Source organism: Sphingopyxis sp. GW821-FHT12C06 (assembly GCF_058807415.1).
The window spans coordinates 26906-52257 of sequence record NZ_JBXAQR010000006.1; the positions used below are offsets into that span (position 1 = coordinate 26906).

26 protein-coding genes and 1 tRNA gene are annotated in these 25352 nt (G+C 65.5%); 8 read left to right on the forward strand and 19 right to left on the reverse strand.

From position 1 onward, the window contains the following. The first annotated feature begins 3 nt into the window (after positions 1-3). Positions 4-915 (forward strand): AraC family transcriptional regulator, encoded by a 912-nt coding sequence (locus AC1RRJ_RS17585; RefSeq protein ID WP_493125047.1) that lies wholly within the window; start codon positions 4-6, stop codon positions 913-915. On the opposite strand, the gene AC1RRJ_RS17590 is transcribed toward AC1RRJ_RS17585, so the two are convergent. From AC1RRJ_RS17590 to AC1RRJ_RS17615, 6 genes are all read right to left on the reverse strand, one after another. Next, entirely contained in the window at positions 912-1574 is a 663-nt protein-coding gene (locus tag AC1RRJ_RS17590) for an MOSC domain-containing protein (RefSeq protein ID WP_493125050.1), read from the reverse strand. The two genes, AC1RRJ_RS17585 and AC1RRJ_RS17590, sit on opposite strands and share 4 nt — an antisense overlap. Before the next feature lie 64 nt (positions 1575-1638). Then, a complete protein-coding gene (locus tag AC1RRJ_RS17595) occupies positions 1639-3300 on the reverse strand; it encodes an arylsulfatase (RefSeq protein WP_493125052.1) in 1662 nt (553 codons plus the stop codon). 128 nt (positions 3301-3428) lie between these two features. Further along, positions 3429-4382 (reverse strand): TauD/TfdA dioxygenase family protein, encoded by a 954-nt coding sequence (locus AC1RRJ_RS17600; protein ID WP_493125054.1) that lies wholly within the window; start codon positions 4380-4382, stop codon positions 3429-3431. A gap of 43 nt (positions 4383-4425) precedes the next feature. Further along, positions 4426-5778 (reverse strand): MFS transporter, encoded by a 1353-nt coding sequence (locus AC1RRJ_RS17605; protein WP_493125056.1) that lies wholly within the window; start codon positions 5776-5778, stop codon positions 4426-4428. Continuing rightward, positions 5778-8201 carry a TonB-dependent receptor gene (locus AC1RRJ_RS17610; RefSeq protein ID WP_493125058.1) on the reverse strand — a complete coding sequence of 808 codons (2424 nt, stop codon included), beginning with the start codon at positions 8199-8201 and terminating at the stop codon, positions 5778-5780. Before AC1RRJ_RS17610 ends, AC1RRJ_RS17605 begins: the two co-directional genes overlap by 1 nt. Continuing rightward, positions 8201-8380, reverse strand: a complete 180-nt coding sequence (locus AC1RRJ_RS17615; RefSeq protein WP_493125060.1) for a hypothetical protein — start codon at positions 8378-8380, stop codon at positions 8201-8203. The genes AC1RRJ_RS17610 and AC1RRJ_RS17615 overlap by 1 nt, the downstream gene beginning before the upstream one ends. Positions 8381-8961: 581 nt before the next feature. On the opposite strand from AC1RRJ_RS17615, the gene AC1RRJ_RS17620 reads away from it, so the two are divergent. Continuing rightward, positions 8962-9873: a LysR family transcriptional regulator gene (locus tag AC1RRJ_RS17620; protein WP_493125062.1), complete on the forward strand. Its 912-nt coding sequence runs from the start codon at positions 8962-8964 to the stop codon at positions 9871-9873. A gap of 95 nt (positions 9874-9968) precedes the next feature. Further along, positions 9969-11213, forward strand: coding sequence for an acyl-CoA dehydrogenase family protein (locus AC1RRJ_RS17625; protein WP_493125064.1), 1245 nt, complete (start codon positions 9969-9971; stop codon positions 11211-11213). A gap of 110 nt (positions 11214-11323) precedes the next feature. Here AC1RRJ_RS17625 and AC1RRJ_RS17630 read toward each other — a convergent pair. From AC1RRJ_RS17630 to AC1RRJ_RS17645, 4 genes are all read right to left on the reverse strand, one after another. Then, a tRNA-Arg gene (locus AC1RRJ_RS17630) sits at positions 11324-11400 on the reverse strand. A gap of 35 nt (positions 11401-11435) precedes the next feature. Continuing rightward, a complete protein-coding gene (locus tag AC1RRJ_RS17635; RefSeq protein WP_493125066.1) occupies positions 11436-11915 on the reverse strand; it encodes a DUF1178 family protein in 480 nt (159 codons plus the stop codon). A 2-nt stretch (positions 11916-11917) separates the two neighbouring features. Continuing rightward, positions 11918-12178, reverse strand: coding sequence for a glutaredoxin 3 (gene grxC, locus AC1RRJ_RS17640; RefSeq protein WP_493125067.1), 261 nt, complete (start codon positions 12176-12178; stop codon positions 11918-11920). Positions 12179-12182: 4 nt separating this feature from the next. Continuing rightward, the gene (locus tag AC1RRJ_RS17645; RefSeq protein WP_493125069.1) at positions 12183-13052 is read right to left on the reverse strand and encodes a double zinc ribbon domain-containing protein; all 870 of its coding nucleotides are present in this window, start codon (positions 13050-13052) and stop codon (positions 12183-12185) included. Positions 13053-13154: 102 nt separating this feature from the next. On the opposite strand from AC1RRJ_RS17645, the gene AC1RRJ_RS17650 reads away from it, so the two are divergent. Continuing rightward, a complete protein-coding gene (locus AC1RRJ_RS17650; protein WP_493125071.1) occupies positions 13155-13946 on the forward strand; it encodes a class I SAM-dependent methyltransferase in 792 nt (263 codons plus the stop codon). Between the two features lie 31 nt (positions 13947-13977). Here the strand turns inward: AC1RRJ_RS17650 and AC1RRJ_RS17655 are convergent, their stop codons facing one another. Continuing rightward, entirely contained in the window at positions 13978-14379 is a 402-nt protein-coding gene (locus AC1RRJ_RS17655) for a (deoxy)nucleoside triphosphate pyrophosphohydrolase (protein ID WP_493125073.1), read from the reverse strand. A gap of 193 nt (positions 14380-14572) precedes the next feature. Here AC1RRJ_RS17655 and AC1RRJ_RS17660 point away from each other — a divergent pair, with 193 nt between their 5' ends. Next, positions 14573-14743 (forward strand): Flp family type IVb pilin, encoded by a 171-nt coding sequence (locus tag AC1RRJ_RS17660; protein ID WP_493125075.1) that lies wholly within the window; start codon positions 14573-14575, stop codon positions 14741-14743. Between the two features lie 138 nt (positions 14744-14881). After that, on the forward strand, positions 14882-15064 hold the full coding sequence (locus tag AC1RRJ_RS17665; protein ID WP_493125077.1) for a Flp family type IVb pilin: 183 nt from the start codon (positions 14882-14884) through the stop codon (positions 15062-15064). Positions 15065-15146: 82 nt separating this feature from the next. Here AC1RRJ_RS17665 and AC1RRJ_RS17670 read toward each other — a convergent pair whose 3' ends face one another. The 5 genes from AC1RRJ_RS17670 to AC1RRJ_RS17690 form a co-directional block, all read right to left on the reverse strand. Continuing rightward, positions 15147-16658, reverse strand: a complete 1512-nt coding sequence (locus AC1RRJ_RS17670; protein WP_493125079.1) for a M48 family metalloprotease — start codon at positions 16656-16658, stop codon at positions 15147-15149. A 173-nt stretch (positions 16659-16831) separates the two neighbouring features. Beyond that, positions 16832-17779: an acetyl-CoA carboxylase carboxyltransferase subunit alpha gene (locus AC1RRJ_RS17675; RefSeq protein WP_493125081.1), complete on the reverse strand. Its 948-nt coding sequence runs from the start codon at positions 17777-17779 to the stop codon at positions 16832-16834. Positions 17780-17789: 10 nt separating this feature from the next. Beyond that, entirely contained in the window at positions 17790-18722 is a 933-nt protein-coding gene (locus tag AC1RRJ_RS17680) for a tyrosine recombinase (RefSeq protein ID WP_493125083.1), read from the reverse strand. A gap of 26 nt (positions 18723-18748) precedes the next feature. After that, positions 18749-20572: a hypothetical protein gene (locus AC1RRJ_RS17685; protein ID WP_493125085.1), complete on the reverse strand. Its 1824-nt coding sequence runs from the start codon at positions 20570-20572 to the stop codon at positions 18749-18751. Next, positions 20569-20703, reverse strand: coding sequence for a hypothetical protein (locus tag AC1RRJ_RS17690; protein WP_493125087.1), 135 nt, complete (start codon positions 20701-20703; stop codon positions 20569-20571). The genes AC1RRJ_RS17685 and AC1RRJ_RS17690 overlap by 4 nt, the downstream gene beginning before the upstream one ends. Positions 20704-20824: 121 nt before the next feature. On the opposite strand from AC1RRJ_RS17690, the gene AC1RRJ_RS17695 reads away from it, so the two are divergent. Beyond that, entirely contained in the window at positions 20825-21388 is a 564-nt protein-coding gene (locus AC1RRJ_RS17695) for a shikimate kinase (RefSeq protein ID WP_493125089.1), read from the forward strand. Beyond that, positions 21376-22488, forward strand: a complete 1113-nt coding sequence (aroB, locus tag AC1RRJ_RS17700) for a 3-dehydroquinate synthase (protein ID WP_493125091.1) — start codon at positions 21376-21378, stop codon at positions 22486-22488. The genes AC1RRJ_RS17695 and aroB overlap by 13 nt, the downstream gene beginning before the upstream one ends. Here aroB and AC1RRJ_RS17705 read toward each other — a convergent pair. From AC1RRJ_RS17705 to AC1RRJ_RS17715, 3 genes are read right to left on the reverse strand one after another with little or no spacing between them, the layout of a single operon-like run. Continuing rightward, positions 22474-24366 carry a cation:proton antiporter domain-containing protein gene (locus tag AC1RRJ_RS17705; RefSeq protein ID WP_493125093.1) on the reverse strand — a complete coding sequence of 631 codons (1893 nt, stop codon included), beginning with the start codon at positions 24364-24366 and terminating at the stop codon, positions 22474-22476. The two genes, aroB and AC1RRJ_RS17705, sit on opposite strands and share 15 nt — an antisense overlap. After that, positions 24363-24794, reverse strand: coding sequence for an iron-sulfur cluster assembly scaffold protein (locus AC1RRJ_RS17710; protein WP_493125095.1), 432 nt, complete (start codon positions 24792-24794; stop codon positions 24363-24365). The genes AC1RRJ_RS17705 and AC1RRJ_RS17710 overlap by 4 nt, the downstream gene beginning before the upstream one ends. Then, positions 24791-25342: a CvpA family protein gene (locus tag AC1RRJ_RS17715; RefSeq protein WP_493125097.1), complete on the reverse strand. Its 552-nt coding sequence runs from the start codon at positions 25340-25342 to the stop codon at positions 24791-24793. Before AC1RRJ_RS17715 ends, AC1RRJ_RS17710 begins: the two co-directional genes overlap by 4 nt. Positions 25343-25352 lie beyond the last annotated feature (10 nt).

The following is a 25352-nucleotide window of genomic DNA, read 5'->3' on the forward strand; positions in this document are numbered from 1 at the left end:
GATATGCTCGATCCCCTCTCCGACCTCATGGTCTTGCTGCGGCCGCGCACGGTCTTTACCAAGGCGATCAGCGGCGCCGGTCGCTGGGCGATCCACTATGGCGATTTCGGTCACCCCGGTTTTTGCACCGTAACCGAGGGAAGCTGCCGGATCGCAATCGACGGGCAGGATGCGGTAACGCTGGAGGCGGGCGATTTCGTCCTGCTGCCCGCAACGCCGGGCTTCACCCTGTCGAGCCTTGAACCCGCCGAACCGGTCTTCGCCGATCCGCACGCGGCGACCGTCCAGTTGGCGGAGGTTCGCCACGGCACGCAAGATGGCGACGCCGATGTCCGCATGATCGGCGGCCATTTCGTCTTCGATTCGCCCGACGACGGCCTGCTGGTGTCGCAGATGCCCAGCCTGATCCATCTGCGCGCCGCCGAACGGCTGGCCGCCATCGTGCGCATGATCGGCGAAGAAGCCGCGGATGGCCGCGCGGGGCGCGACCTCATGCTTGTCCACCTTGTCGAAGTCTTGCTGATCGAAGCGATCCGGTCGGTATCGACCGATTGCGACGGCACCCCGACGGGCATGCTGCGCGGCCTCGGCGACCCACGCCTCGCGGCCGCGATCCGCCGTATCCACGCCGACCCCGCACACCCGTGGACAGTGGCAGAGCTCGCGAAGGAGGCGGCGCTGTCGCGGTCGGCCTTCTTCGACCGCTTCGTGCGGACCGTGGGAATCCCCCCGATGGAATATCTGCAAAGCTGGCGCATGAGCCTCGCCAAGGACATGCTGCGCCGCAAGGAAGGCGGACTGGCCGAAATCGCGACACGCGTCGGCTACGGATCGGCGAGCGCGTTCAGCACCGCCTTTGCCCGCCATGTCGGAATGCCCCCGAAACGTTATGCGCAGGCGAACGCAGCCGCCTAGTTCACGCCATATTGCCCGGCCAGCTTGGCGCGCCGTACTTTCCAGGTTTCCGCCAGCACGGGCACCCGCTCGAGCGCGCGAAGATCATCGGGGCGGCTTTTGGCTTCGCCGCCGATCAGCAGCGCGAAGAGCGAGGACAGCGGCCATTCGGGATAGGGACGCTCGACGAGTTCGACCATGTCGCCCGCCTGCACCCGTCCCGGTTCGAGGACACGGTAGTACCAGCCCGTCCGCCGCGTCGTGACGACCCGCGCCATGACCCCCTTCGCCTGAAACCTGTGGTCGAGCTTCCAGCACGGCTGGCGCGCCTGACTCACTTCGACGAGCGCGGTGCCGAGACGAAAACGGTCACCGAGGAATACACTGTCTTCGTCGAGACCCAGGGTCGAGATATTCTCGCCGAACGCCCCCGGCCCGCCGAGCAGCGGCACGTCGCCCAGATGCTCGCGCCAGAAGGGGTAATGATCGGCGGGATAGTGATGGATCGCCTTGTCGATTCCGCCATGATGGACGCGGTCGGCCTGTTCGTCACCGGCAAGCCCAAGCGCGCCGATCGCGACGGCTCCTGCGACGGGCCGCTTGTCGATCGCGCTCGGTTCGTCGTCGCCGCGAAAAGCGCCAACTTTTCCGTTGAGAACTGCAAGGATTTCGGCCTTCATCCGTCGATGGAATAGCCCCTTTGGCCCTTTTGGCAATATGCCGCCTCGCCCCGGCACCGCGGCGTCATGGTCGATAGGGAATGGCGTCGGGAAGAAGAACGCCGACATCGCGCGCATATCGCTCCCACGCGGTCGCGAGCACCGCCTTGCGTTCGGGATCGTCGAGCGACAAGTCGCGGGTTTCTCCGGGGTCGCGGGCGATGTTGAACAGCCTCCATTCGCCGTCACCGATGTCGGTGATTTTCCAGTCGCCGCGGCGATAGGCGCGCGATCCGAACAGCTCCGCCCCGACGCCATCTTCGGAACCATAGATGCGCGCAGCAGCGTTGCGCAACCAGCCCGTCCACGACCGGCCGGTGATCGGCCGGACCTTGCGCCCCTTGATGTCGGTGGCGCCCGGATCGGCGCCCGCGAGGTCAAGCAAAGTCGGTGCCACATCGGCAACCGACAAATATTGTGCGTCGGCGCTCTGCCGGTGCGGAATTCCCGCGCCACTGATGAACGCAACTGTGCGCGTCCCGCCTTCGCTCTGATAGCCTTTGGTCAGCCATGACGGCGCGGTCGCGGCCTGCGCCCAGCCCGCGCCATAGGTGAGATAGGAGGTCGCCGTGCCGCGATTGGCAAAGCTGTTGTCTGCGCCCTTCGCATAGCGCCCGAGCATTTCGGCGCCCGTGGTTTCGACATCGAGCGCCTCGGCGCCATTGTCGGCAAGAAAGACAATGACAGTATTGTCGAGCTCACCCGACGCGCGCAGCGCCTCGACAACGCGGCCGACATTCTGGTCGAGCCGGTCGACCATCGCCGCATAGATTTCCATGTTGCGCGCGGCGAGCCGCTGTTGCCCGGCGGTCAGCGAATCCCAGCTTCCGTCGCGGTTGCGCGGCGTGTGCGGCGCGACATCCTTCGCCAAGATGCCCAGCGCGCGTTGCCGCGCCAGCCGCCGTTCGCGCAATACATCGAACCCGGCGTCATATTGGCCTTTGTAGCGCGCAATATCCTCCGGCGGCGCCTGCAACGGCCAGTGCGGCGCGGTAAAGGCGAGATAGGCGAAGAAGGGCTTCTCGCCCTCCCCCGCCTTCGGCCGCTCGCCCAGGAAATCGATCAGCCGCGTGGCGAAATAGTCGCTCGAGTAGAAATCCGACGGCAGGCGCGTGACCGGCTTGCCGTCCTCGCGATAGGTCGCCGTCCCGCCCTTCGCGGGATCGGCGTCGGTGCCGAAATGATTGTGCCCGCCCTGAAGCAGGGCAAAGCTGCGATCGAACCCCCGCGCGTGCGGGTCCTGCGCTTCGGTGAGGCCGAGGTGCCATTTGCCCGAGAGCAGCGTCCGATAGCCATGGATCGACAGCCGTTCGGCGAGCGTCGCGACATCGCTGCGCAAATAGCCTTCATAACCCGGCTGACCCTTCTGGTTCGGCCGGATCATCTCTGCCATCGTACCGAGGCCCGCGAGATGATTATCGGTGCCCGACAACAGCATCGAGCGGGTCGGCGAACAGGTCGGTGCGGTATGAAATCCGGAAAGCCGGATTCCCGCCAGCGCGAGCTTGTCGAGATGCGGGGTCCGTATCTCGCCCCCGAACGCCCCGATATCCGAATAACCGAGATCGTCGGCAACGATCACCAGCAGATTGGGTCGCCGCTCCTTCGCCTGCGCGGGGGCAAAAGACAGCCATGCGCCCGCGATAGTGGACAGCAACAGGGTAGAAAGTCGGCGGCGGTCGGTCATTCGAAACATCCCCGGAAAAATCGAAAAGGGTCGGCGCGCCGCGGGCGAATGGAACCCGGGCGCGCCGTAGAGGGGACCGGCGCAGTCAGAGGAAGGGAGAGGAGAGTCACCAGCGCCGGCCCGGTTCGTCAGGCGGGTTCGTACTGAACCGCCTTATCCTTGCGCACCGTGCGACTCTTGCGTCCGTCGATCGCGACCGGAATTTCGCCCGCGATCGTCGCGCGGCGCAGCGTCCGCCGCTGCAATCCGAAATCGGCGGTCGCGCGGTGCTGGGTCGCCTGATTGTCCCAGATCGCCACGTCACCCTCGCGCCAGCGCCAGCGCACGACATTTTCGGGCTTGGTGATATGGTCCTGCAGCGTCTGGAACAGCCGTGCGCTATCGGCCTGGTTCAGCCCGACGAACTGTTTGACGAAATGGCCAAGCAACAGGCTGCGCTGACCACTGACCGGATGGACACGGACGACCGGATGCTCGGTTTCATAGACGGTCGAGGCAAAGACGTTGCGATGCTCCTTGATCCGCTTCGCCGCGCTTTCGCCATCGGGCGCCGACTGCAGGATCGCCGCATAGTCATAGAGGTTGGTATGCGTCGCCCACAGATTGTTGACCAGTTGGCGCAGCACCTCGGGCAGGCCTTCATAGGCGGTTTCGCCATTCGCCCATTGCGTGTCGCCGCCCGCTTCGGGGATGGTGAGCGCGCGCAGGATCGACGCCTTGGGATAGGCATCGACGAAGGTAACGTCGGTGTGCCAGCTCGACGCGGCATAGCCTTCCTTGCTGTCGAGCTCGAGCAGATAGCGCGATCCTTCGGCAACCGGCACCGTCGGATGTGCGATCGGATCACCGAGCAAGGCCGCGAAATCTTCATGCTCTTCGTCGGTCAGATGTTGCTGGTCGCGGAAGAACAGCACCTTGTGCCGTACCAGCGCCGCTTGAATGGCCTGCACCGTCGCTGCGGGCAGATCGCCCGACAGCTGCACATTGTTGACGATCGCGCCGATCGTGCCCGTCACTGGGGTGACGTCGAGGTCGATGCTCTTGTCGCGGGCATTGGCATAGCTGTTGTGAAGGTCCGTCATGGTCAGTCTCCTTTGGGGTTGAATGCGGTGGGAGGGCTCTGGGTCATTCGGCGAAGGCGTAATCGGGCGGTCCCGGATCGAGCTGTCGGCGAATTTCGGCGTGCGCCGCCTCGTCGAGCGGGAAGCGCGCGATGAGGGCGGCAGACAAAGCGTGGGCGATGGCGGGGCCAGCGGCGAAGACGAGGAGCAGACCGGTCAGCGCTTCGGGGCTGTTCGCCACCTTGGGGTCGAAGCCCAACCAGCTGACGAGCGGCAGCGCGATACCAACCGCGACCGCGGTCGCCGTCTTCCCGGCAAGGCTGAACACCGAATAGTAAAGCCCGGTGCGGTCTTCGCCGCTGTCGAGACGATGCTTGTCGGCGACATCGGCGACGATCGCGCGCAGCATCAGATTGCCCGATCCCTGCGCCAGCCCCTGCGCCAGCGTCAGCGCGAGCAGAAGCCCGAAAGTGTCGGGGGTAACGAGGAGCAGCGACAGGTTGATCGCAACCTGCACCAGCTCGCCCGCCACCGCGGTGCGATGCTTGCCATAGCGGCGCCCGATCTTGAGCCAGATCGGCCCGGCAAAGACGCCGAAGACGAACTGGAACAGGAACAGACCGCCCGCCCATTCGGGCCGCCCCATATAGAAGGTGACGAAGAAGACGATCAGCGCGGCGCGGATATTTTGCGCCAGCGTCACCGCGAAATCCGACGCGAGCACCCGCAGCAGCAGCGGTTCGCCGACAATCGCGCGGATTGTCTCCTTAAGGCTGGGCTTGCCGACGGGCAGCGGCGGCAGCGGCGGCTCCTTGAGCGCGGTCAGCGTCAGGAACAGCGCGGGGACGATCGACAGCAGGACGAGCGCGCCCATCAGGGTCAACTGAAGCCGGCCGTCACCGGGGCGCAGCTGGTCGGCGATCGTCGGCAGGATCAGCGTCAGCAGCAAGGCGCCCGAGGTGACGACCGTCTGATAGGTCGCGATGCGCGTGCGCTGGTGATAGTCGCCCGACACCTCGCCCGACCAGGCCTGAAACGGGATCTGCACCGCCGTCCAGCCGAGGTAGAAAAAGAAAAGCACGATCCCGAGCGACAGCGGCGTCACGCCAAAGGGCGGGAAGAAGAGGAAGATCGACGAGAGACCGAAGACCACCCCGCCCGCCGCGATCCACGGCTTGCGGCGACCATAGCGGCTGCGCGTGCGGTCGCTGAGCGACCCCATCACCGGATCGGCGATGGCATCCCACAGGCGGCCGAGCAGGAAAATAACCCCGATCACCGTCAGCGACAGCCCGTAATCGCGCGCATAAATCGCGGGAAGATAGACGCCGAGCGGCAGGCCGGCGGCGGCGAGCGGCACCGCGATCGCGGAGAAGCGAACGAGCTGCCCTGCGGCGGGAGGCGAAGCGGCGCTCATCACAGCTTCGTCCGCAGCGTCGCGCCAATCGTGCGCGGTTCGCCGATCAGCGCGGTGACGATGCCCGTGTTTTGCGCCGACAGCGTCTGGTAATAATCCTTGTCGAACAGGTTGCGCGCCCAGATCGACAGATCGAGCAGCCCGTCTTCGGTGCGGATACCGATGCGCGCATTGGCGATGCCAAAGCCGGGAACGTCGGCGTAGCGGCTGTTGCTTGACGAGGTGTTGAATGTCGAACGGTGCGAATAATCGGCATGGCCGTAGAGCGAGAGGTCGCGCCCGCCGAGCGCGCCCAGCGGCGCCGACGCATCGCCGCCAAGAGTGTAAGTGAATTTGGGAACCCCCGGCAGTTGTTCGCCGGTCAGATCCTGTTTTCCGTCGAGGTTCAGCCGTTCGGGCGCCTGCGGCGCGTTGGGATAGTCGCTATAGGTCGTGTCGGCATAGGCGGCGGAGGCATAGAAGCTCAGCCGCTTGGTCGGCGCGAACGACAAATCCCCCTCGACCCCGCGCGACCGCACGCCGGGAATGTTCGCGATATATTGGCGGAAGTTGACGGTGGTTCCGACCTGTTCGGTGATCGCGGTCTGATAATCGCCGATTTCGGTCCAATAGCCCGCAAGGTTGAATGTAACCGCGCGATCGAGCCATTGCGTCTTGAGCCCGACTTCATAGCTGTCGACCTTTTCGGGGGCGACATCGGGGTCGATCCCCGCGGGCAGGCTGGTCAGGTTGAGCCCGCCCGACTTGTTGCCGCGCGAATAGGACGCATAGGCCAGCGCATCATCGGCGAATTGCCACGACAATGTCGCGAGCCCCGACAGGCTGTTGTCGCTGAAGCTTGTCGAAATATTCGCATTGGTGGGATTAAACTGTTCGCGGATGGCCAGCGCCGGTCCGGCGATATTCGCGGGCAAGGTCGACAGGTCGATCCCCGCGACATGATATTGGTTGAACGTCCCGCTCTTCTTCTCATGCGTGTAGCGCAGGCCCGCGGTGAGCGTCAGCCGATCGGTGAATTTCCAGTCGAGCTGGCCGAATAGCGCATAGCTTTTGGTGCGCGGGTCGGAGGTCGAATTTGCCTCGAAACCGTTTAGTGCGGCCTCCCACGCTGCGAGCGGGATTGGCGATGTCGCGGGCCGGTTCCACAAAGCCGCGGCGGGACCATAGGCGCTGGCCCCCTTCCCCCGGATCACCTGCCAGAAATAATAGGCGCCGACGACATAGTTGATCGGGCCGCTGCTGTCGGAGGCGAGCCGGATTTCCTGGCTGAACTGGCGCTGGCGGTTCGCCTGCTGCGCCTTGGTGATCACCGGCAGCGAGGTGGAGTCGCCGTCATTGGCCGGGTTCCAGTCCCACCAGCGATAGGCGGTGATCGAGGTCAGCTTCGCCGCGCCCAGATCCCAGTCGAGTTGACCCGAAACGCCATAGCCGTCCATGTTCGACTGATAATGGCTGTTCGCCTCGCCCCGCCGCGCGAACGGGTCGATCGTCGGAAAGACATAGCCCGGAAAGCGCGCCGCGCGCTGCGCGAAATTGTTCGGGATGGCGGCGCCATTCTCATAGGTGCCGAAATAATCGGCGAAGACATTGAGGACATGATTCTGTTTCTGGCGCGCAAAGTCGCCGATGATCCGCACCTCGACATCGGACGAGGGAGTCAGCAGCAACTGCCCGCGCACGCTCCAGTTCGAATAATCCTGCGCGCGCTCATTCTGCGTTGTGTTGTAGAGGAACCCGCGCCGTTCGGTCGACGAACCGCTGATCCGCACCGCGAGAAGATCGTCGATGATGCCGCCCGAAACCGATCCGCGCAGCTGGTAATAACCATAGTCGCCGACGCTCGCCTCGCCCGAAAATTCGGGATCGAAGCTTGGTTTCTTCGAGCTGATGTTGATCGCGCCCGACGTCGTATTCTTGCCGAACAATGTGCCCTGCGGGCCGCGCAAGACCTCGATCTGCGCGAGATCGACAAGGTCGAATTGCGACTGGCCGACACGCCCGTAATAGACATTGTCGATATAGAAACCGACGCCGTTTTCGAGTCCGTCGTTGGTCAGCGCGACATTGCTGCCCAGCCCGCGGATATTGATATTGGTGTTGCGCGGATTGAAGCTGAACACCTGCAGGCTCGGGACGATCTGCTGCACCTGGGTCAGCGTATAATTGCCCGTCTGTTCGAGCGCCGCGGCGCCGATGACCGACAGCGCGATCGGAACATCCTGCGCGCTTTCGTCGCGGCGGCGCGCCGAAACGATGATCTCGTTGCCATAATCGGCGTCGTCGAGGCCGACGATGACACCCGCTTCGGTTGTCGTGCCGACCGCGTCGGCGGTCGTTTCGGCGGCAAAGGCCGGCGCCGCGGGCATCAGCAGCACAGCGCCGGCCAAAAGCTTCAGGCGATGATCGGGAGTGAAAGCGGTCATTATATGATGTCCCCGGGCGGCGTTTGCGCCCCCTTTTTGATGTGATGAATGGTGGCGCGGTGCGCCGCGCCGGATCGGGCAGCCGCCAGCTCGGTCCCCCACAACGCACGGGCGGCGCTGCGCAGGGACGCGGGATAGCGAGCCAGATCCGACAGGTCGGATTGGGTCAGCAAAGGCATGATTTTCCCCGCGCCGGCGCGCAGAGCGCGCCGGGCATGTCGTCGCAACGCCCCGCGTGAGGAGGCGCGACTGGAGAGGAGGGAGGCGTCGCTGCGCGGAACGGGGTGCGGTCTGTCCGCTACCCCACGCGCAGGATCGACGATCGTTTAAATGTTGGTGCTACACATATGCATCGCAATAACCCCTTATCTGGAGGGGGAACGCAATGCCTGGCGCTGTCGCCCGAGCATCACGCGCTTTAGCCGTTGGTAACGCGGAGCAAGCTGCTTCCCGATCAAAAGCCGCGGGTCGAGGGGGAGAGCCCGTTGCCCGTCTCGACCAGTCCCGAGCAACAAAGTCAACTTAAACGATTGATATTGGATTCGTCAACGGCCGGGGCCGGTTTTTGCGACGAAGAAAATCTTTCGGGCGGCGAGCCGAGGCTAGCCCCGAGCCGGCCCGCGCGATTTGGCCGGGAACGGCTCCCCCGCTTTTGGGCGGCCACTTTGGCGCAGTTCCGCCGCGATGCCGGTTCACTTCCCCGCCATTGACCGTTATGGCCTGACAACACCAATCTGCCGACTTCGCTCAGGAGAAAGCCTTGCGGCACCTTGCCCGGTTCGACCTCAACCTGCTCAGAATATTCGATGCAATCTTCGCCAGAGGCGGGGTATCGGCGGCGGCGCGGCATCTGAACCTGTCGCAGCCCGCGATCAGCCATGCGCTCGGCAGGCTGCGCGATACCTTCGACGATCCGCTTTTCGTGCGACAGGGGAACCGGTTGGTGCCGACACCGGCGGCGCGCGCCATCGCGGGGCCGGTGCGTGAGGCGCTGCGCGGGCTCGATGCCGCACTCGATGCCGCGACGTCGTTCGACCCCGCCGAGGCAACGCGCGAGTTTCGCATCGGGGTGCGCCTGTCGGGCGAGATGCCGCGCTTCTCCTCGCTCGTGTCGCGCGTGCGAAGCGAGGCCCCGCATGTTGCACTCGCGAGCGTGACCTTTCGCCGACGCGATCTGGTGATGCTCCTCGCGAACGGCGACCTCGACCTCGCGCTCGATGTCGCCCTGCCCGCCGACGACCGCCTCCGCAGCCAGTATCTGGGGACCGAACCCATCGTCGTCGCGGCACGCAAGGGGCATCCGCGCGTCAATGGCGCGATCGACCTCGGCACCTATCTTTCGCTCGAGCATATCATCGCGACCGCTCGCCCCTATGGCCCCGGGCTCGAGGATATGGCGCTCGAGCGCATGGGGCTCGTCCGGCGCGTCGCCGTGCGGTGCCAGCATGCGATCACCGCGTGGCAGATCGTCGCCTCGTCCGACATGCTCTTCGCGCTGCCCCGCTCGCATGCCGAGGTGCTCGACGCGATGTGGCCGATGCAACTTCTCGACCTGCCGCTGCCCGTCGAACCGGGCGGCAGCTATCTTTACTGGCATCAAGCGGCGCAGGCCGACCCCGGCCTCGGCTGGCTCCGCGCGATCGTCGTCGACGAGATGGCGAAAGCGGATTAGTCATTCGCACTGCGAATACCGTATATTCGATCCTATCATTATCCCGGATGACATGACGCCGCTACCCTGCCGGGGAAATCCAGCGGAGAATTATCATGTCGCCGACCGAACTCGAAGCCGAACTCAACGATCTCAGAATGTCGAAGGAAGCGCAGCCGCTCCTCGATGCGGTGAAGCGCCACATCGCCGAACACGTCGATCCGATCACCGAGGAGTTTTTCCGGCTCGGCGAAGGCCGCGCCGATCGCTGGAGCTGGGCACCGGGGCAGCTTGAGCTGCTCGAGGGCGCGAAGAACAAGGCAAAAACCGCCGGCCTGTGGAATTTCTTCCTGCCGCACGGCGACACGGGGACTCCGCTCAGCAACCTCGACTATGCCTATATCGCCGCCGAGCTTGGCAAATCGCCGCTCGCGTCGGAATCGCTGAACTGCTCGGCGCCCGATACCGGCAATATGGAAGTGCTCGAAATGGTCGGCACGCCCGAACAGAAAGAGCGCTGGCTAAAGCCGCTGCTCAATGGTGAAATCCGCTCGGCCTATGTCATGACCGAACCGAATGTCGCCTCGTCGGACGCCAGCAACCTGGAGACGAGCGCGCGGCTCGAGGGTGACGAATGGGTCATCAACGGCGAGAAATATTTCATCAGCGGCGCAGGCGATCCGCGCTGCAAGATCCTGATCTGCATGGTCCAGACGAATCCCGAAGCCGCGCGGAAAGCGCAGCATTCGCAGATCCTCGTGCCGATGGACACGCCCGGGGTGCAGGTGCTCGGCCCTATGCACGTGTTCGGCGCCGACCATGCTCCGCAGGGGCATATGCACATGCGCTTCGACAATGTCCGCGTGCCGAAGGACAATATGCTGCTCGGCGAGGGTCGCGGGTTCGAGATTTCGCAGATGCGCCTCGGGCCGGGCCGCATTCATCACTGCATGCGCACGATCGGCAAGGCCGAACGCGCGCTCGACCTGATGGTAAAACGCGGCAATTCGCGCACCGCCTTCGGCCGCCAATTGTCGCAGCTCGGCAAGAATCTGGAAGTCATCGCGCGCGCGCGGATCGAGATCGAGGCGATGCGCCTGATCGTCCTCAAGGCCGCAAAGGCGATGGACCTGCTCGGCAACCGCGAGGCGCGCGTCTGGGTGAGCATGGCCAAGGCGATGGTCCCCGAACGCACCTGCCAGATCATCGACCAGGCAATCCAGATCCACGGCGCGACGGGCATCTCGCAATGGACCCCGCTCGCCGACCTCTATGCCGATGTCCGCCATCTGCGTTTCGCAGACGGTCCCGACGAGGTTCATTATATGGTCGTCGGCCGCGACGAACTCGGGCGGCATTGATCGCACGGGCGGTGGCCAGAGGTCACCGCCCGAAGCAGAATGAGCCTGACGGAATCACCGTCCATCGAGGCATGGCGCCTTGGGCTGCCCGGCACCTGGTTATTGAAAAATGGTGCACCCGACGGGATTCGAACCCATGGCCCCCAGATTAGGAATCTGATGCTCTATCCTGCTGAGCTACGGGTGCGCCGGGGTCCGTGTAGCGGCAACGCGCCGACAGCGTCAATTGGCGAGATCGGGCGGAATGATCGGGACGAGCAACGGCATCGCTGCAATGCCGTCGTCGCGCAGCGCCTCGGCCTCTTCGGGCGAGGCCTGGCCGTGGATCAGGTCCTCGGCGGCGCGGCCCTCGTGCATTGCGCGCGCGGCATTGGCGAAATCGCGGCCGACCCAGCGCGACTGCGGCAGCATTTCGGCCTGCTTCGCCGCAATCTCCGCGATCAGCTGGCGCACCAGTTCGGGCATGGGGTCGCCGGACGCCTCCCGCGCCTGGCCGCCGACAGGTTTCGCGGGCACGCTGACCTGCCGGTTCGACTTGGCGCCGACGCGCGGCGCCATCACTGCCTTTCTGACTTCGCTGTCACCGCAGACCGGGCAGGAAATCAGCCCGCGTGCCTGCTGGTCAGCGAAGCTGTCGCTGCTCGCGAACCAGGCCTCGAACCGGTGATCGCCGGCGGCACAGCAAAGGTCGAAGACGATCAAGGTCAGGCCATCCCCAACAGGGGATCGAGCCCGCCGCGCGCATCGAGCGCCGCCAGATCGTCGCTGCCACCGACATGTTTGCCATCGATAAATATCTGCGGCACCGTGCGGCCACCGCCCGCGCGTTCCACCATCGCGTTGAAACCGGCGCGGTCCATCGTCACGTCAATCTCTTCATATTCGGCACCCTTGCGGTCGAACAACGCCTTGGCCCGCGTGCAATAGGGGCAGAGGAATTTGGTATAGATTTCGATCTTTGCCATACGGCTATCCTGTCATCCTTTCGTCATCGATATCGGAATCCAACGACGCAAAGTCAAATATGTTGCTTGTCATCAGCGCATCGGGAACGACGCGGGCCCAGGTGAGCGCCGATACGCGCGCCGCGCCGCCGCGCCGTAGCACGCGCGCCGCCGCGCGCAAGGTCGCCCCGCTCGCATGAACATCGTCGATCAGCACCAGATGCCGTCCCGCCACGCGATCTTTGACCCCCGGCGCCAGCGCGAACGCCCCGGCGACGATGCGCTCACGCTCACGGCGGCCCTTCCCGCGCAGCACCGCGGTCGCCCTGGTTCGCAGCAGCAGATGATGGTCATGCGCCACGCCGGTCGCCCGCGTCAGTGCATCCGCGACCAGCGCGGCCTGATTGAACCCGCGCGACCACAGACGCCAGCGATGCAACGGCACCGGAACGAGCAGCATCGCCTCTGGCCCTGCCAGCGCAGCAAGGTGCCGCGCCATCAATTGCGCCATCAGGCGGGCATGGCCAAGGCGGCGTCCATATTTGAACCGCAGCGCGACCGTGCGCGCCACCGGACCATAAGCGACCGCCGCCGGTGCACCCTCGAAGGGCGGCGGATTGGCAAGGCAGGCGCCGCACATGATCGCCCCGCCCGGCAACGCGGTCGGCAGCGGAATCGAGCAGTGCGAACAGGCCGGACCTTCGAGAAAATAGAGCGACGACCAGCAGGTCAGGCAGAATTGCCGGTCTTCGCCAACGATAACGCCGCATCCCGGGCAGCGCGGCGGCAGGGCATAATCGACGATCGCGCGTACCGCCTTGCGCAGGCCGCGCAACAGCCCTTCTCCGGCCCCGGCCGGTACGTCGATTTCGGCGTCCCCCGTGTGCGTCGCCATGACGGACTTGTGAAGCATCGCCGGGGACGGCACAAGCGCCGCATGTCGCAACCCCAAAGCCCGCTTTTTTCCTCTGCCCGGACCAGCGCCCAGCGCGACCGCATGGCGCGTCGGCCCGCCACGGCCAATTTCCTCGCGCCGATCATTGCCGAAACCCTGCTCGACCGGTTGACGATGGTGACTCGCGAATTTTCGAGGACCCTGCTGATCGGCGCGCATGATACGGCGCTGATCGCGCATCTGCGCGGAACCGGCACCGACCTTGCGATAGCCGAAGCGGGGCCACTGCTCGCTGCGGAGAATGACGCGCTGGCGGTCGAGGCCGACGCCATCGACCTGCCGTTCGGCAGCTTCGATCTCATCCTCTGGCCCGGCGGGCTCGACAGTATCAACGATGTTCCCGGCGCGCTGGTTCGACTGCGCGCGCTGCTCGCACCCGACGGCCTGCTGCTCGGCGCCTTTGTCGGCGACGGCAGCCTGCCCCGGCTGCGCCGCGCCGTGATGGCCGATGGCGTACGTTCGATCGCGCGGATGCATCCGCAGATCGACCTCGCCGCAATGGGCAATTTGCTCCAGCGGGTCGGCTTCGCGCTGCCCGTGGTCGATGTCGAGGCGTTGACGGTGCGTTATGGCGACGTGTTCGGGCTGGTTCGCGACCTGCGCGCGGGCGGCCTGTCGAGTCGGCTGTCCCCGGCCCCGCCGCCGCTAACGCGCGAAGAGGCGGCGCGGATCGCCGCCGCCTTTGCGACCGAGGCCGACCCTGACGGCCGCATTGGCGAACAATTTCGCCTCGTCCATTTCAGCGGCTGGGCGCCGCATCCCGATCAACCGCAGCCCGCGCGGCGCGGCAGCGGCACCGCATCGCTGAGCGAGGCGCTGAAACCGGCAAAATGAGCGTCGCTCCCCGCAGGCGCGACCGGTCAGATCAAACCAGCGCCTCGAGCAAGCCGATTAGCGGCTTGTCGGCCGGCGGCATGGCCAGGCCGTGGAGTTCGACCGGCCGCACCCAACGCAGCGCGCTCGCATGCTGCGCAACCGGCGTCCCGCGCCATTTGCGGCAGACATAGAGGAGCAGGAGCAAATGCTTGTCGCCCAGCGGCTCGCTGGCGAAACAGGCGGGGGCAAGGCAGGCGTGATCAACGTCGATCGCCAGTTCTTCCTCCAATTCGCGAATCAGCGCCTGTGCGGGCGTTTCGCCGGGTTCGATCTTGCCGCCGGGAAATTCCCATAACCCCGCCATCGACAGGCCTTCCGGACGCTGCTGTACCAACAGGCGACCGTCGCGGTCGACCAGCGCCGCCGCAACCACAATGAGACAATTTTCCAACGACTTTCCCTGCTGCGAAACCGACAAATTATTAACCCTCCTGTGCGACGACGGGCACGATCGGGAACTCTAGGACCAGAATCCCCGGATTGCACGGCTGAGGTTTCAGGTGATCGGGGCCAGACCGATCGAAACCGGGCGAGCGCCGGGCTGTCCAGGAATGCTGCTCCCGGTTCGAGACAGGGGCGGAACGATGAAGATATTTGCCGGGATGATGCGGTCGACCAGGGCCGCGACAGCAATCGAATATGGCCTGATCATCGCGCTGATCTTTATCGCGGCGATGGCGACCATCGCGGCCGTCGGCGAAGAAACCGGCAAGATGTGGCGCCATGTGGGTTCGGAGATCGATGCCGCGATGTAGCCGCCAGGCGGACAAACATCCGCCTGCCACATCGGCATGCGACCAAGTTAAGAATTTCAAAACCTATTCGACCTAGACCGGCAGCGTTGACCACGACCAGACCGTCAACAGGGTAAGTGACTTGTCAGGAGACCAGACATGAAGTTCATCAAGAAGTTCGGACGCGACACCAAGGCCGCGACCGCCATCGAATACGGCCTGATTGCCGCTCTGATCGCCGTTGGTTTGATCACCACGCTCGGGCTCGTTGGCGGCGAAGTCAACACGACCTTCGACAAGGTCAAGACCGGCCTGCAGACCGCGAACACCAAGGGTCCGTAAACCCGGACATCCTTGCGCCTGCCTCGGCAGGCCCAAAAAGGGCGGTGGAGCAATCCACCGCCCTTTTCTTGTGCTCTTCGCGCTATCGGGCCGCGTAAACGACCAGCTTCACCTTCTGCCCCGGTGTCAGACGGCTTGTGGCCGTCAGGCGGTTGAGCACCTGAAAGCGGTCGGCCTTGTAGTTGCTGTACGCCATGCGCTGGGAAAGGGTAGCGACCGTATCGCCGCGCCCCACGGTCACGACGTCGATCCGCCGCGGCTTGATCGCCGCCGCTTCGGCGGTGCTCAGCCGCCGGACGCTGTTGAACATCGAATTGAACACGCTGCCGCCGCCCGCTTTTGTCAGCGCGACGAAGTGGAAGGCGCTGCTCCGCGAAAATTCATAGGCAAAGACGGTCACATCGACCTGCCCCGACTGGGTGTTCGCGCGCGCGGTCGAATAATAGGCGGGAATGCCGTTCACCGTCGTCCGCTGCAGGCTGCCCGGGCTGATCGACGCATTGCCCGCAACCCCCTTGAACACCGCCGAGACATAGGCGTTCATATCGCCATTATAGGCGCCAGTCGAAAATTGCGCCTGCCCGCCGTTGCCGCTGACCGTCACGGCGCTGGCACCATTCTGCATCCCGTAGCCATTCGGAACCGCGAAGCGCAGCTTGAGGTCGGGGTGCAAAAACTCGTTGCCCTCGACCACGCCCTGCGCCGGATCGTCGCCGTAGAGTATATTGTCGACCGATGCGAGAAAGGCATCGGCGTTGCGCTTCCCGCCGGTTCCGCCCACGCGGGCCGCCAGCGTCTCGGCGTTGCGGACGCGCGATGCGGGGTCGGGGTGGGTACTGGCCCATTCGGGCAGCGAGCGCGCGTCGCCGCCCGCCAGCCGCGCTTCGAGACTGGTCTGGTTGGCGAGGCTGGCGAGCATCGTCGACAGCGCCATCGGATCATAACCCGCGCTGCGCAGATATTGGACGCCCAACTGATCGGCTTCCAGTTCCTGCCCGCGCGAAAAGCCCAGCGTCGCCATCTGTGCGACCTGCATCGCATTGTTCTGAAGCAGTCCGCCAAGCCCGCCGAGCAGGCCGCCATTGTCGCCGATCGCTCCGCCGAGCACTGCGCCAAGCACCCCCAAAATCTGGTTCCGCGTCGCCGCCGACTGGCGCTTTTTGCTGTGCCGCGCCGCCACATGGCCAACCTCATGCCCCAGCACGCCCGCGAGTTCGGCCTCGTCGTTCATCAGCGCCATCAGCTGGCGGGTGACATAGACATAGCCGCCGGGAATCGCGAAGGCGTTGTTCACGGGCGAATTGAGCAGGGTCACGGTGAAGTCGCTGGGTGAGCGCGACAGACCCGACTGAACCGCGATATTCTGCCCGATCCGGTTGACGTAGCTCGCCTGCGGCCCCGTATAGGCACCGCCGAATTCCGCCATCAGCTCGGGATGCGCTTCGCTCCCCTGCTTGCGGTCGGCGGGCGAAATATTGGTTGCGGTCTGGATCGCCTTGAGCTGGGCGTCGGCGACGCCGGTAAAGGCCACGCTGCCCAACGCCGCTGATGCCACCAGCTTGATCGCCAGACCTTTTTTTGTCTTCCGAGTCATCGACGCGCCTCCCTTATGCTCTCGTTGTCAGGGAATATCCCCGATTCGCCACAAGGCAAGCCACGGATGAACCACGACATGCCGGTTTTGTGTAGTGGAACGCGACATGGCCGTTCGGGTTCCGGCCCCGGCGATCGGCCAGGTCCGGCAATCCCGGCTGGACGACGAGCGGATCAGGCGCGGCCCATGGCCAGGAATTTTTCCTCGCGCGCGGCGAGCAGCGTATCGCGCGGCAAGCCCGACAACGTGTCGAGTTCGGCCGCGATCGCGTCGCCAAGCGAAGCAATCGCCACATCGGGCGCGCGGTGCGCCCCGCCCACAGGCTCGGGAATGATGCGGTCGATTACCTTCAGCGCGAGCAGATCCTCGGCCGCCATCTTCATCGCCGCCGCCGCATCGGCCGCCTTGTCCGACGTGCGCCACAGGATCGACGCGCAGCCTTCGGGCGAGATGACCGAATAGACCGCATGTTCGAACATCAGCACGCGGTTGGCGGCGGCAAGCGCGATCGCGCCGCCCGATCCGCCTTCACCGACAACCGCGGCGATCATCGGCACGCCCAGCGCAAGGCATTGTTCGGTCGAGCGTGCAATCGCTTCAGCCTGCCCGCGTTCCTCGGCCTGAATGCCCGGAAAGGCCCCCGACGTATCGACCAGCGTCACCACCGGCAGGCCGAAACGGTCGGCAAGCTGCATCAGCCGGATCGCCTTGCGATAGCCCTCGGGCTTCGCCATCCCGAAATTATGCTTCATGCGCGACGGAATATCGTCGCCCTTTTCATGGCCGATCACCATCACGCGGCGGCCGCGAAAACGCGCGAGCCCGCCCAAAATCGCCTGATCGTCACCGAAATTGCGGTCGCCGGCGAGCGGCATCCAGTCGTCGAACAATCCAGCGACATAATGTTTGAAATGCGGGCGGTCGGGGTGGCGGGCGACCTGCGTCTTTTGCCACGGTGTCAGCCGCGTGTAGATGTCGCGCAGCATCTTGGCCGATTTGGCCTCCAGCCGCACAATGTCATTGTCGATGTTGAGCGTCGGGTCGTCGCCCATCTCGCGCAATTCGGCGATCTGGCGGTCGAGCGCCGCGACGGGTTTTTCAAAATCCAGAAAGGCTGTCATCGTCGGACCGCTAAGCCGATGGCGCCGCAACGTCAACGTCTGGCGGCGCGTCATGCCCGGTTGCCATGCGTGCGAGCGGATGCCGCCGGTTGACCAGTTCGACCAGCCGGCGGCTGTCGACATGGGTATAAATCTCGGTCGTCGCGATGTCGGCATGGCCGAGCATCAACTGCAAGGCGCGCAAATCTGCGCCGCCCTCGAGCAAATGGGTGGCAAAGGCGTGGCGCAGTACATGCGGGCTGACCCCCGCAGGGTCGAGCCCCGCGCGCGCCGCCAGTTCGCGTAGCATCTGGAACAATCGCACCCGCGACAGATGCGCCTTGCCCGACGGAAACAGCCAGAGCGATCCATCGGCAAGCAAGGGCATCCAGCGATCGAGCGCGGCGCGCGACCGGTCGGACAGCGGCACCAGCCGCTCCTTGTCGCCCTTCCCCCGCACGATCAGATATTCGCGCTCGCCCGTGAGCGCGCGGCGCGGGAGCGACACCAGCTCGCTCGCGCGGAGCCCCGACCCATAGAGCAGCTCAAGCAGCAGCAGCATGCGGACCGCCGCAGCGGGCGGCGCCTCGCCCTCGGCTTCCTCGCCCGCCTGCGCGAACAGCCGGTTCACATCGTCGTGCTTCAGTATTCGCGGCAGCGGGCGCCGCGTCGTCGGGCGCGCGATATCGAGCGCAGGATTGTCGGCGCGCTCACCCTCATCGAGCAGAAAGGAAAAAAACTGGCGCAGTGCCGACAATTTGCGCGCCGCGCTGCTCGCCGCGAGCGCGTGATAATCGGCCATCAGCTTGCGCAGGCCCGCCGCATCGGTGTCGGCCAACGCGCCCTTGGTCCATTCTGCCGCTTGCTCAAGATCGCGGCGATAGGCCGCCAACGTGTTGCGCGATGCGCCGCGCTCGGCGGCCATCATCTCCAGAAAGCGCTCGATCAGCGGCCCGTCAGACATCGTAGATGTCTGACATCACGTTAGGCTCAGACACGCACCAGCGCTTCGGCCGCGATCATCCGCGCTTCGTTCGCCAGCCCGACCTCGCGCAGCGCCCGGACGATATAATAAAGATGATAGGGCGGCATTTTCGACCAGTCGCCCTGCATCCCTGCCGCCGCGAGCAACGCGACCATCCCCGGCTCGCGACGCTCGGCCGCGGACATGATCGCGCGCGACCAGCGCGTCTGCTTGCCCAGATCGACTTCCAGATCATTGGCCGCCGACGCGGTATCGCCCGCATCGATCCGGCCAAGCCCGGCCAGCCCGGCGAGCAGGAATTTCGATCGGAGCGAATCGGCGCTGTCGTCATTGCCCGAAAAATCGCCGATCCGGCCCGCCGATGTCCCGTTCAGCGGCTGCGGCGATCCGACCGCGAGCACGCCCCACGCACGGCTGCCGACCGAAATTTTCGGCGCCCACGCCATCGCGTTGCGGTCATAGCCGCCCGCGAGCATCGATCCCAAAAGCTGCCACGGATCATCGCCGACCTCGGTGCTCACCGGCAGCGCCGCCGCAGCGCGCGCGGTCGCGACCATCGCGGCATAGCCTTGCGCAGGGTTCGCGCCCCACAGGCCTTCCATCGCGGCATAGCGATCGGCGCCACGCGGCGCGCCAAAGGCGCTACGCAACTGGCTCGTCTGGTTCGCGAGCGCGTCGCCCGGTTCTTCCTCGCTCGCCGCCGCGCTGAGCAACGAGACATAGGCTTCGCTCGACAGCACGCCGCGCGCCGCGGCGTCGGGCGCGGCAGCGACGCGGTTCGCCATCTCGGTCATCGGCGCCAGCACGGTCCAGCCCTGCATATAGGCGGGTGCCGAGGCGCGCAGCGGGTCGGGGATCGGAATCGCCGTCGCAGTCGCCATGCCGAAGCGCCAGCTGGTCAGCCGGTCGACCTTGTCCCACTCGATCGTCGTCGAGCGCCGCCCGGCGCCCGTTGCCCCGAGCACACGCTCGGCCAGCAATATGTCGAAATTCGAAATCTTGCCGCTCGACCGGACACGCCCGATCGCCCAGCCCGCCGGTCCGGCGTCGCCCTGCAGGCCCGAACAGATTGCGGATGACAGTCTCCACCCCTGCTCGTCGCCATGCGCAAGGCCCGCGGGGACATAGGGACACAGCCCCGCCGGATCGGCATTGGCCAGATAGGTTTGCTGCGCGACCGACACCAGCCGCGGGCTCGCGCGGTCATAATCGACCGATTGCACGATCCAGCGCGCCGCGATCGATTCGCCCATGCGCAGCAGCAACGCCGCGCGATCGGCGGCGAGGTCGGCACCGTTGATCGTCGCCGGCGTGTCGATCGCCGAGGTCAGCGACCGGCGCAAAAGAATCTGCCCCCAGCGCGACGCCATCGTCCCGCGCGTGCCGCGCATGATCGCAGCGGCATATTGGCCGCGAACGCCAAAGGCGTCGGGGGCGAGCCCGCCGGTTTCGGGGGTCAGCGGACCGATTCGCGTCAGCAAACGACGCGCTCCCGGCGGCAAATCATATTTCAGCGTGCCGGGCGCAACCTCTTCGCCGTCTTCGCCTTCTTCGCCAGCCGCAGCCGTGGTCACGGGCGCGGCGCTCGTACCGGTGCTGCCGACCGTCGGCGTCACCGACGGCGCGGCGGTTCCCGCTTTCGGCGTCGATGTTGGCGCGGGGGTCGACGAAGGCGTCGGCGAAGGACGCGGGGTCGGCGCCGGCGTGTCTGCGGGCTTGCCAAATCCTTCCGGCAACAGCGACTCCTGCGCCAGCGCGGGCAGGACCAGCGCGGCGGCGAGCGCGGCGCCCGACAGGCCGAGGCTCAGCGAAACAATTTTTTTCTTCATCGCGGAGCGCTTTCGGCAATCTTGTCGGTCACATCAACCTCAATCATTCGTGGCGCAATCGGCCGGCCCATAAAGAACAGCAGTAACCAGAACGCCGCAAGCAACAACGTCAACACGATCAACCGTGCCATCCAGCGGCCTTTTCCGGATCTGTCCTTCGCGCGCAATATCCCGTGCCCACAGTTCGTCGCGTTGCCACCGCGAAGCAAAAACATTGTCCCGCGCGGTTCGGGCGGTATAGCCGCGCGGACTATGACGCGAAACCCGAAAAGCCCCACATCAGCGATCCCGCCGTCGATCCGGCAGCGGCCGATCGTGCTCGTCGGGCTGATGGGGTCGGGAAAATCGACGATCGGGCGGCGGTTGGCGGCGCGACTGGGCATGGCTTTCGCCGACGCCGATGACGAGATCGAACATGCCGCAGGGATGACGATTTCGGAAATGTTCGCCAAATTTGGCGAAGCGCATTTCCGCGACGGCGAACGCCGCGTGATCGCGCGCGTCCTCGAAGGGAAACCGCTGGTGCTCGCGACCGGCGGCGGCGCCTTCGTCAACGAAGAGACCCGCGCGCTGATTCTGGAACGCAGCCTGTGCATCTGGCTCGACGCCGATATTCCCACGCTGGTCGAACGTGTCGGACGCCGCAGCCATCGCCCGCTGCTCAAGGATCGCGACCCCGCCGAAGTGCTCCGCGAACTCGCCGCAGTCCGCAACCCCATCTATGCCGAGGCGCATCTGCGCGTCAGTTCGGCCAGCAATCCGCACGAACATACGGTGCAGGCGATTTTGGAGGCTCTCGCAACATGCAAAATGTGACCGTCGATCTTGGCGCGCGCAGCTATCCGATTTTGATCGGCGACGGCCTTATCGCCGAAATCGGTACGCATGTCGCACCGCTGCTGCGCCGTCCGCGCACGATGGTTGTGACCGACAGCCATGTCGCGCCGCATTATCTGGCGACCGTCGAAGCCACGCTGACCGGCGCCGGAATCGCGGTTTCGTCGCTCATCCTCGATCCGGGCGAAGGCAGCAAAAGCTGGGCGGGCCTCGCGCGCCTCACCGAATGGCTGATCGGCGAAGGCGCCGAACGCAGCGACCATGTCATCGCGCTCGGCGGCGGCGTAATCGGCGACCTCGTCGGTTTCGCGTGCAGCATCGTCAAGCGCGGCTGCGCCTTTGTTCAGATTCCGACCACGCTTCTGGCACAAGTCGACAGCAGCGTCGGCGGCAAGACCGCGATCAATGTGCCCGCGGGCAAGAATCTGATCGGCGCTTTCCACCAGCCCGCGCTGGTGCTGATCGATCCGACCACGCTGACCACCCTGCCCCGCCGCGAACTCGCTGCAGGCTATGCCGAAGTCGTCAAATATGGCCTGATCGACGACGCCGCTTTCTTCACCTGGTGCGAGGAGCATGGCGCGGCGCTGCTCGAAGGCGACAGCGCGGCACGCCACAAGGCGATTGCGCATAGCGTCACCGCCAAGGCGCGCATCGTCGCCGCCGACGAGCGCGAGACGCAAGATGTCCGCGCGCTGCTCAACCTCGGCCACAGCTTCGGCCACGCGCTCGAGGCCGAGACCGGCTATTCGGACAAATTGCTTCATGGCGAAGCGGTCGCAGCGGGCATGGCGCTCGCGCATCGTTTCTCGGCTGCGAATGGCCTCTGCTCCGCCGCCGACGCTGACCGCGTCGCGGCGCATCTCGCCGCGGTCGGCCTGCCGCACGACCTCGCCAGCGCCGGGGTGAATGCCGATGGCGCGACGCTTGCGGCGCATATGGCGCATGACAAAAAGGTACGCGGCGGCAAGCTGCCGCTGATCCTGACGCGCGGAATCGGCGAGAGCTTCGTCACCGACGAATATAGCCTCGATGTGGTCGCGGCCTTTCTCGACGGCGAAAGATCAGCGCGCGGCTGATTGGGCGGCGCGTTCGGCTTCCTCTTCCTTCGCGGCCTTGGCCGCGAGGCGCCGCTGGCGCAATATTTCGAGCACGCTCGCCGCCTCGCGTCCGCCACCGGGCTTGAACCGGTGGTCCATCCCCGCCGACAGGTCGCCATCGACCATCTGCGCATCGAAGCGCGTCTGGTCCATGTGGCGCAGCGCGGTCTCGACATCCTCCATCTCGCGCGGATCGACGCCCAGTTGTTCGAGCGCCATCAGCCCGAGCGCGATCGAGCTTTCATATACTTCGCGCACCGCGCCGCTCGCTCCCGCACCGTCGATCGCCATCAACTGGCGGCGGTCGAAGACGCGCATCAGCACCTTCGCCTGCGGAAAGGCGTCGACGATCGGCTTGAGCGTCGCGGCATCAACCGACGCGTCATCGATGCAGTAAATGATCAGCCGCGCCTCGTCGGCGCCCGCGCGGCGGAGCAAATCGGGGCGCAGCCCGTCGCCGAAATACACTTTGGTATCGAAACGCCCCGACCGTTCGATCTGGGCGGGCTTCTTGTCGATCAGCGTCACCGAACAGGCGACCCCGTGCAGCATCTGCGCCACGGTCTGGCCAAAGCGGCCATAACCGATCACGATCGCCGATCCGCGCGGCGCATCCTTCGGATCCTCAAGTTCGGGCCCGTCGCGGTCGGGCGCGAATTCCAGATTCCGCGCGAACAGCATCAGGAACGGCGTCGATATCATCGACAGCGTCACAACAGCACTGAACAGACTCGCGGCTTCGGGCTCGATCAGCAGAGCGTCGGACGCTTGGGTGAACAACAGGAAGCCGAATTCGCCGCCCTGACTGAGCAGCAGGCCAAGCCCGAGCGCGGCCTTCCATGTCTTGCCGAACAGACGCAGAATGACGGTAAGGACCGATAGCTTTACCACGACGAGCCCTGCCGCCAGCGCCACCACGCGCATGGGGTCCGCAAGGATCACGTTGATATCGAGCACCATGCCGACCGCGAGGAAAAAGAGGCCGAGCAGGATCAGGCGGAAGGGTTCGACATCGGCCTCTATCTCGTGCCGATAGGGCGAATCGGCGAGCATGACGCCGGCGATGAACGCGCCGAGCGCGGGCGACAGGTGCAGGCTGTGCATCAGCGCTGCGCTCGCCAGCACGGTGAGCAGACCGACGACAACGAACAATTCGCGCTCGCCATACCGGCCAATGACACGGAGCAACGGATTGAGAATGAAACGCCCCGCCAGCACCAGCCCGACGATCGCCAGCACCGTATAGAGCGCCATCATCGCCCCCGGCGGCGCCGAGGGGTCGGCGGGCGCACGCGACAGCGCCGCGACGATGGTGATCATCGGCACGATCGACAGATCCTGGAACAGCAGGATCGAAAAGGCCTTCTCGCCAAAGGGCGAGTTGATCCGGCCCGAGCTTTTGAGGCCAGGCAGCACCTGCGCGGTCGACGACAGTGCCAGCGGCAGCCCGAGCGCGAGCGACGCCTGCCAGCTGAAGCCCAAAGTCACGAAAATCAGCCCGGTCAGGATCACCCCGGTGACCACGACCTGTGCGAGGCCGAGGCCGAAGATCGCCCGCCGCAGCTCCCACAATCGCCGCGGATGCAGTTCCAGCCCGACGAGGAAGAGCAGAAAGGCGATACCGATTTCGGCAAAGGCGAGTTTCGATTCGCCGCCGCCTACCAGCCCCAGCCCGTGCGGACCGACGAGCGCACCCGCGACCAGATAGCCAAGCACCGCACCGAGGCCGAGGCGGCGGAAAATTAGCACAAACAAGGTCGCGACCCCCAGCAGGATCGCGCCTTCGATCAATTGGGCATCGGCAGATGTTTCGGCTGCGGCCCCCGCGGCGGCAGTCGCGAGGCCGATTATCGTCATGCCCCGACTACCTGCCCCTGAAGCGCCTGGATCGCCGCGTCAAAGGGCAGCAGGATCGCGCCGTGCCGCGCCGGATAGTCGCGCGCCGGAGCAAGCAGGTCGAACCCCGGCCAGTCGGGCGGCGTGCTGTCCGCACCGCCAAACCATGCCGCGATCGCGTCGCGCGCGCTGCGCAATTCGCTGAGGTCGCGTCCCGGGGAATGACGCGCGAGCAGGGTCGCCGCCGCCTGTCCCAGCGCACACGCCTCGACATGCATGCCGACCGTCGTCACACGCCCCGCGGCGTCGGTATCGAGGTCGAGGAGAATCGCGCTGCCGCACAAGGGCGCGCGCGCGCTGACGCGCAGCCGCGCATCGGGGTTCGGCAGATGCTCGGCCGCCGCAACCGCCAGCGACAAAATGTCGCGGTTATAAAGCGGCGCGCTCATTGCCCGCCCGCGCTCTGCCGGGTGGCCTCAGCCGCGGCCGCGCGGGCCTCGGCGCGGCGGTCGGCGATGACCTTGCTCATAGCTTGGCTCGTCGCGCTGAGCGCGGGATAGCTGCGGCTGTCGGTCAGCCACGCCGGACGCTGCGCATTGCCGTAACCGATGTCGTAAAGCAGCGTCGCGATCATGAAGCCGATGGTCGCGACGATTAGCCCCTTCACCGCGCCAAAGCCCGCACCAAGCCCGCGATCGAAACCGCCGACGATCGACGCGCGGCTGCGCTGCCCCATCGCGCGCCCGCCCCATTTGGTGAGGATGAACACGCCGCCGAACAACAGCACGAACGCCAGCATCGCGGCGCCGCCCTCGGTCCCGACCCAGCCGCTGACGAAATCGGTCACGACAGGGTGAAAGAAACGCACCGCCGCGATCGCGAGTATCCACGCAAGAAGGCTCGTCACCTCCTGCACCAGCCCGCGCATGAAGCCGAGCACCGCGAAGCCGCCGACCAGCGCCAGCACCGCAATATCCAATGATGTCAGACTTCCCATTTGCCGTGCG

Bases quoted from the DNA above. Each gene is read 5' to 3' on its own strand.
- AC1RRJ_RS17650 (WP_493125071.1), top strand. From the start codon at position 13,155: ATGGCGCGTCGGCCCGCCACGGCCAATTTCCTCGCGCCGATCATTGCC.
- AC1RRJ_RS17710 (WP_493125095.1), bottom strand. From the start codon at position 24,794: ATGAGCGCGCCGCTTTATAACCGCGACATTTTGTCGCTGGCGGTTGCG.
- aroB (WP_493125091.1), top strand. From the start codon at position 21,376: ATGCAAAATGTGACCGTCGATCTTGGCGCGCGCAGCTATCCGATTTTG.
- AC1RRJ_RS17605 (WP_493125056.1), bottom strand. From the start codon at position 5,778: ATGAGCGCCGCTTCGCCTCCCGCCGCAGGGCAGCTCGTTCGCTTCTCC.
- AC1RRJ_RS17610 (WP_493125058.1), bottom strand. From the start codon at position 8,201: ATGACCGCTTTCACTCCCGATCATCGCCTGAAGCTTTTGGCCGGCGCT.
- AC1RRJ_RS17585 (WP_493125047.1), top strand. From the start codon at position 4: ATGCTCGATCCCCTCTCCGACCTCATGGTCTTGCTGCGGCCGCGCACG.
- grxC (WP_493125067.1), bottom strand. From the start codon at position 12,178: ATGGCAAAGATCGAAATCTATACCAAATTCCTCTGCCCCTATTGCACG.
- AC1RRJ_RS17690 (WP_493125087.1), bottom strand. From the start codon at position 20,703: ATGGCACGGTTGATCGTGTTGACGTTGTTGCTTGCGGCGTTCTGGTTA.
- AC1RRJ_RS17645 (WP_493125069.1), bottom strand. From the start codon at position 13,052: ATGGCGACGCACACGGGGGACGCCGAAATCGACGTACCGGCCGGGGCC.
- AC1RRJ_RS17595 (WP_493125052.1), bottom strand. From the start codon at position 3,300: ATGACCGACCGCCGCCGACTTTCTACCCTGTTGCTGTCCACTATCGCG.
- AC1RRJ_RS17685 (WP_493125085.1), bottom strand. From the start codon at position 20,572: ATGAAGAAAAAAATTGTTTCGCTGAGCCTCGGCCTGTCGGGCGCCGCG.
- AC1RRJ_RS17590 (WP_493125050.1), bottom strand. From the start codon at position 1,574: ATGAAGGCCGAAATCCTTGCAGTTCTCAACGGAAAAGTTGGCGCTTTT.
- AC1RRJ_RS17670 (WP_493125079.1), bottom strand. From the start codon at position 16,658: ATGACTCGGAAGACAAAAAAAGGTCTGGCGATCAAGCTGGTGGCATCA.
- AC1RRJ_RS17615 (WP_493125060.1), bottom strand. From the start codon at position 8,380: ATGCCTTTGCTGACCCAATCCGACCTGTCGGATCTGGCTCGCTATCCC.
- AC1RRJ_RS17660 (WP_493125075.1), top strand. From the start codon at position 14,573: ATGAAGATATTTGCCGGGATGATGCGGTCGACCAGGGCCGCGACAGCA.
- AC1RRJ_RS17680 (WP_493125083.1), bottom strand. From the start codon at position 18,722: ATGTCTGACGGGCCGCTGATCGAGCGCTTTCTGGAGATGATGGCCGCC.
- AC1RRJ_RS17600 (WP_493125054.1), bottom strand. From the start codon at position 4,382: ATGACGGACCTTCACAACAGCTATGCCAATGCCCGCGACAAGAGCATC.
- AC1RRJ_RS17705 (WP_493125093.1), bottom strand. From the start codon at position 24,366: ATGACGATAATCGGCCTCGCGACTGCCGCCGCGGGGGCCGCAGCCGAA.
- AC1RRJ_RS17695 (WP_493125089.1), top strand. From the start codon at position 20,825: ATGACGCGAAACCCGAAAAGCCCCACATCAGCGATCCCGCCGTCGATC.
- AC1RRJ_RS17715 (WP_493125097.1), bottom strand. From the start codon at position 25,342: ATGGGAAGTCTGACATCATTGGATATTGCGGTGCTGGCGCTGGTCGGC.
- AC1RRJ_RS17675 (WP_493125081.1), bottom strand. From the start codon at position 17,779: ATGACAGCCTTTCTGGATTTTGAAAAACCCGTCGCGGCGCTCGACCGC.
- AC1RRJ_RS17625 (WP_493125064.1), top strand. From the start codon at position 9,969: ATGTCGCCGACCGAACTCGAAGCCGAACTCAACGATCTCAGAATGTCG.
- AC1RRJ_RS17665 (WP_493125077.1), top strand. From the start codon at position 14,882: ATGAAGTTCATCAAGAAGTTCGGACGCGACACCAAGGCCGCGACCGCC.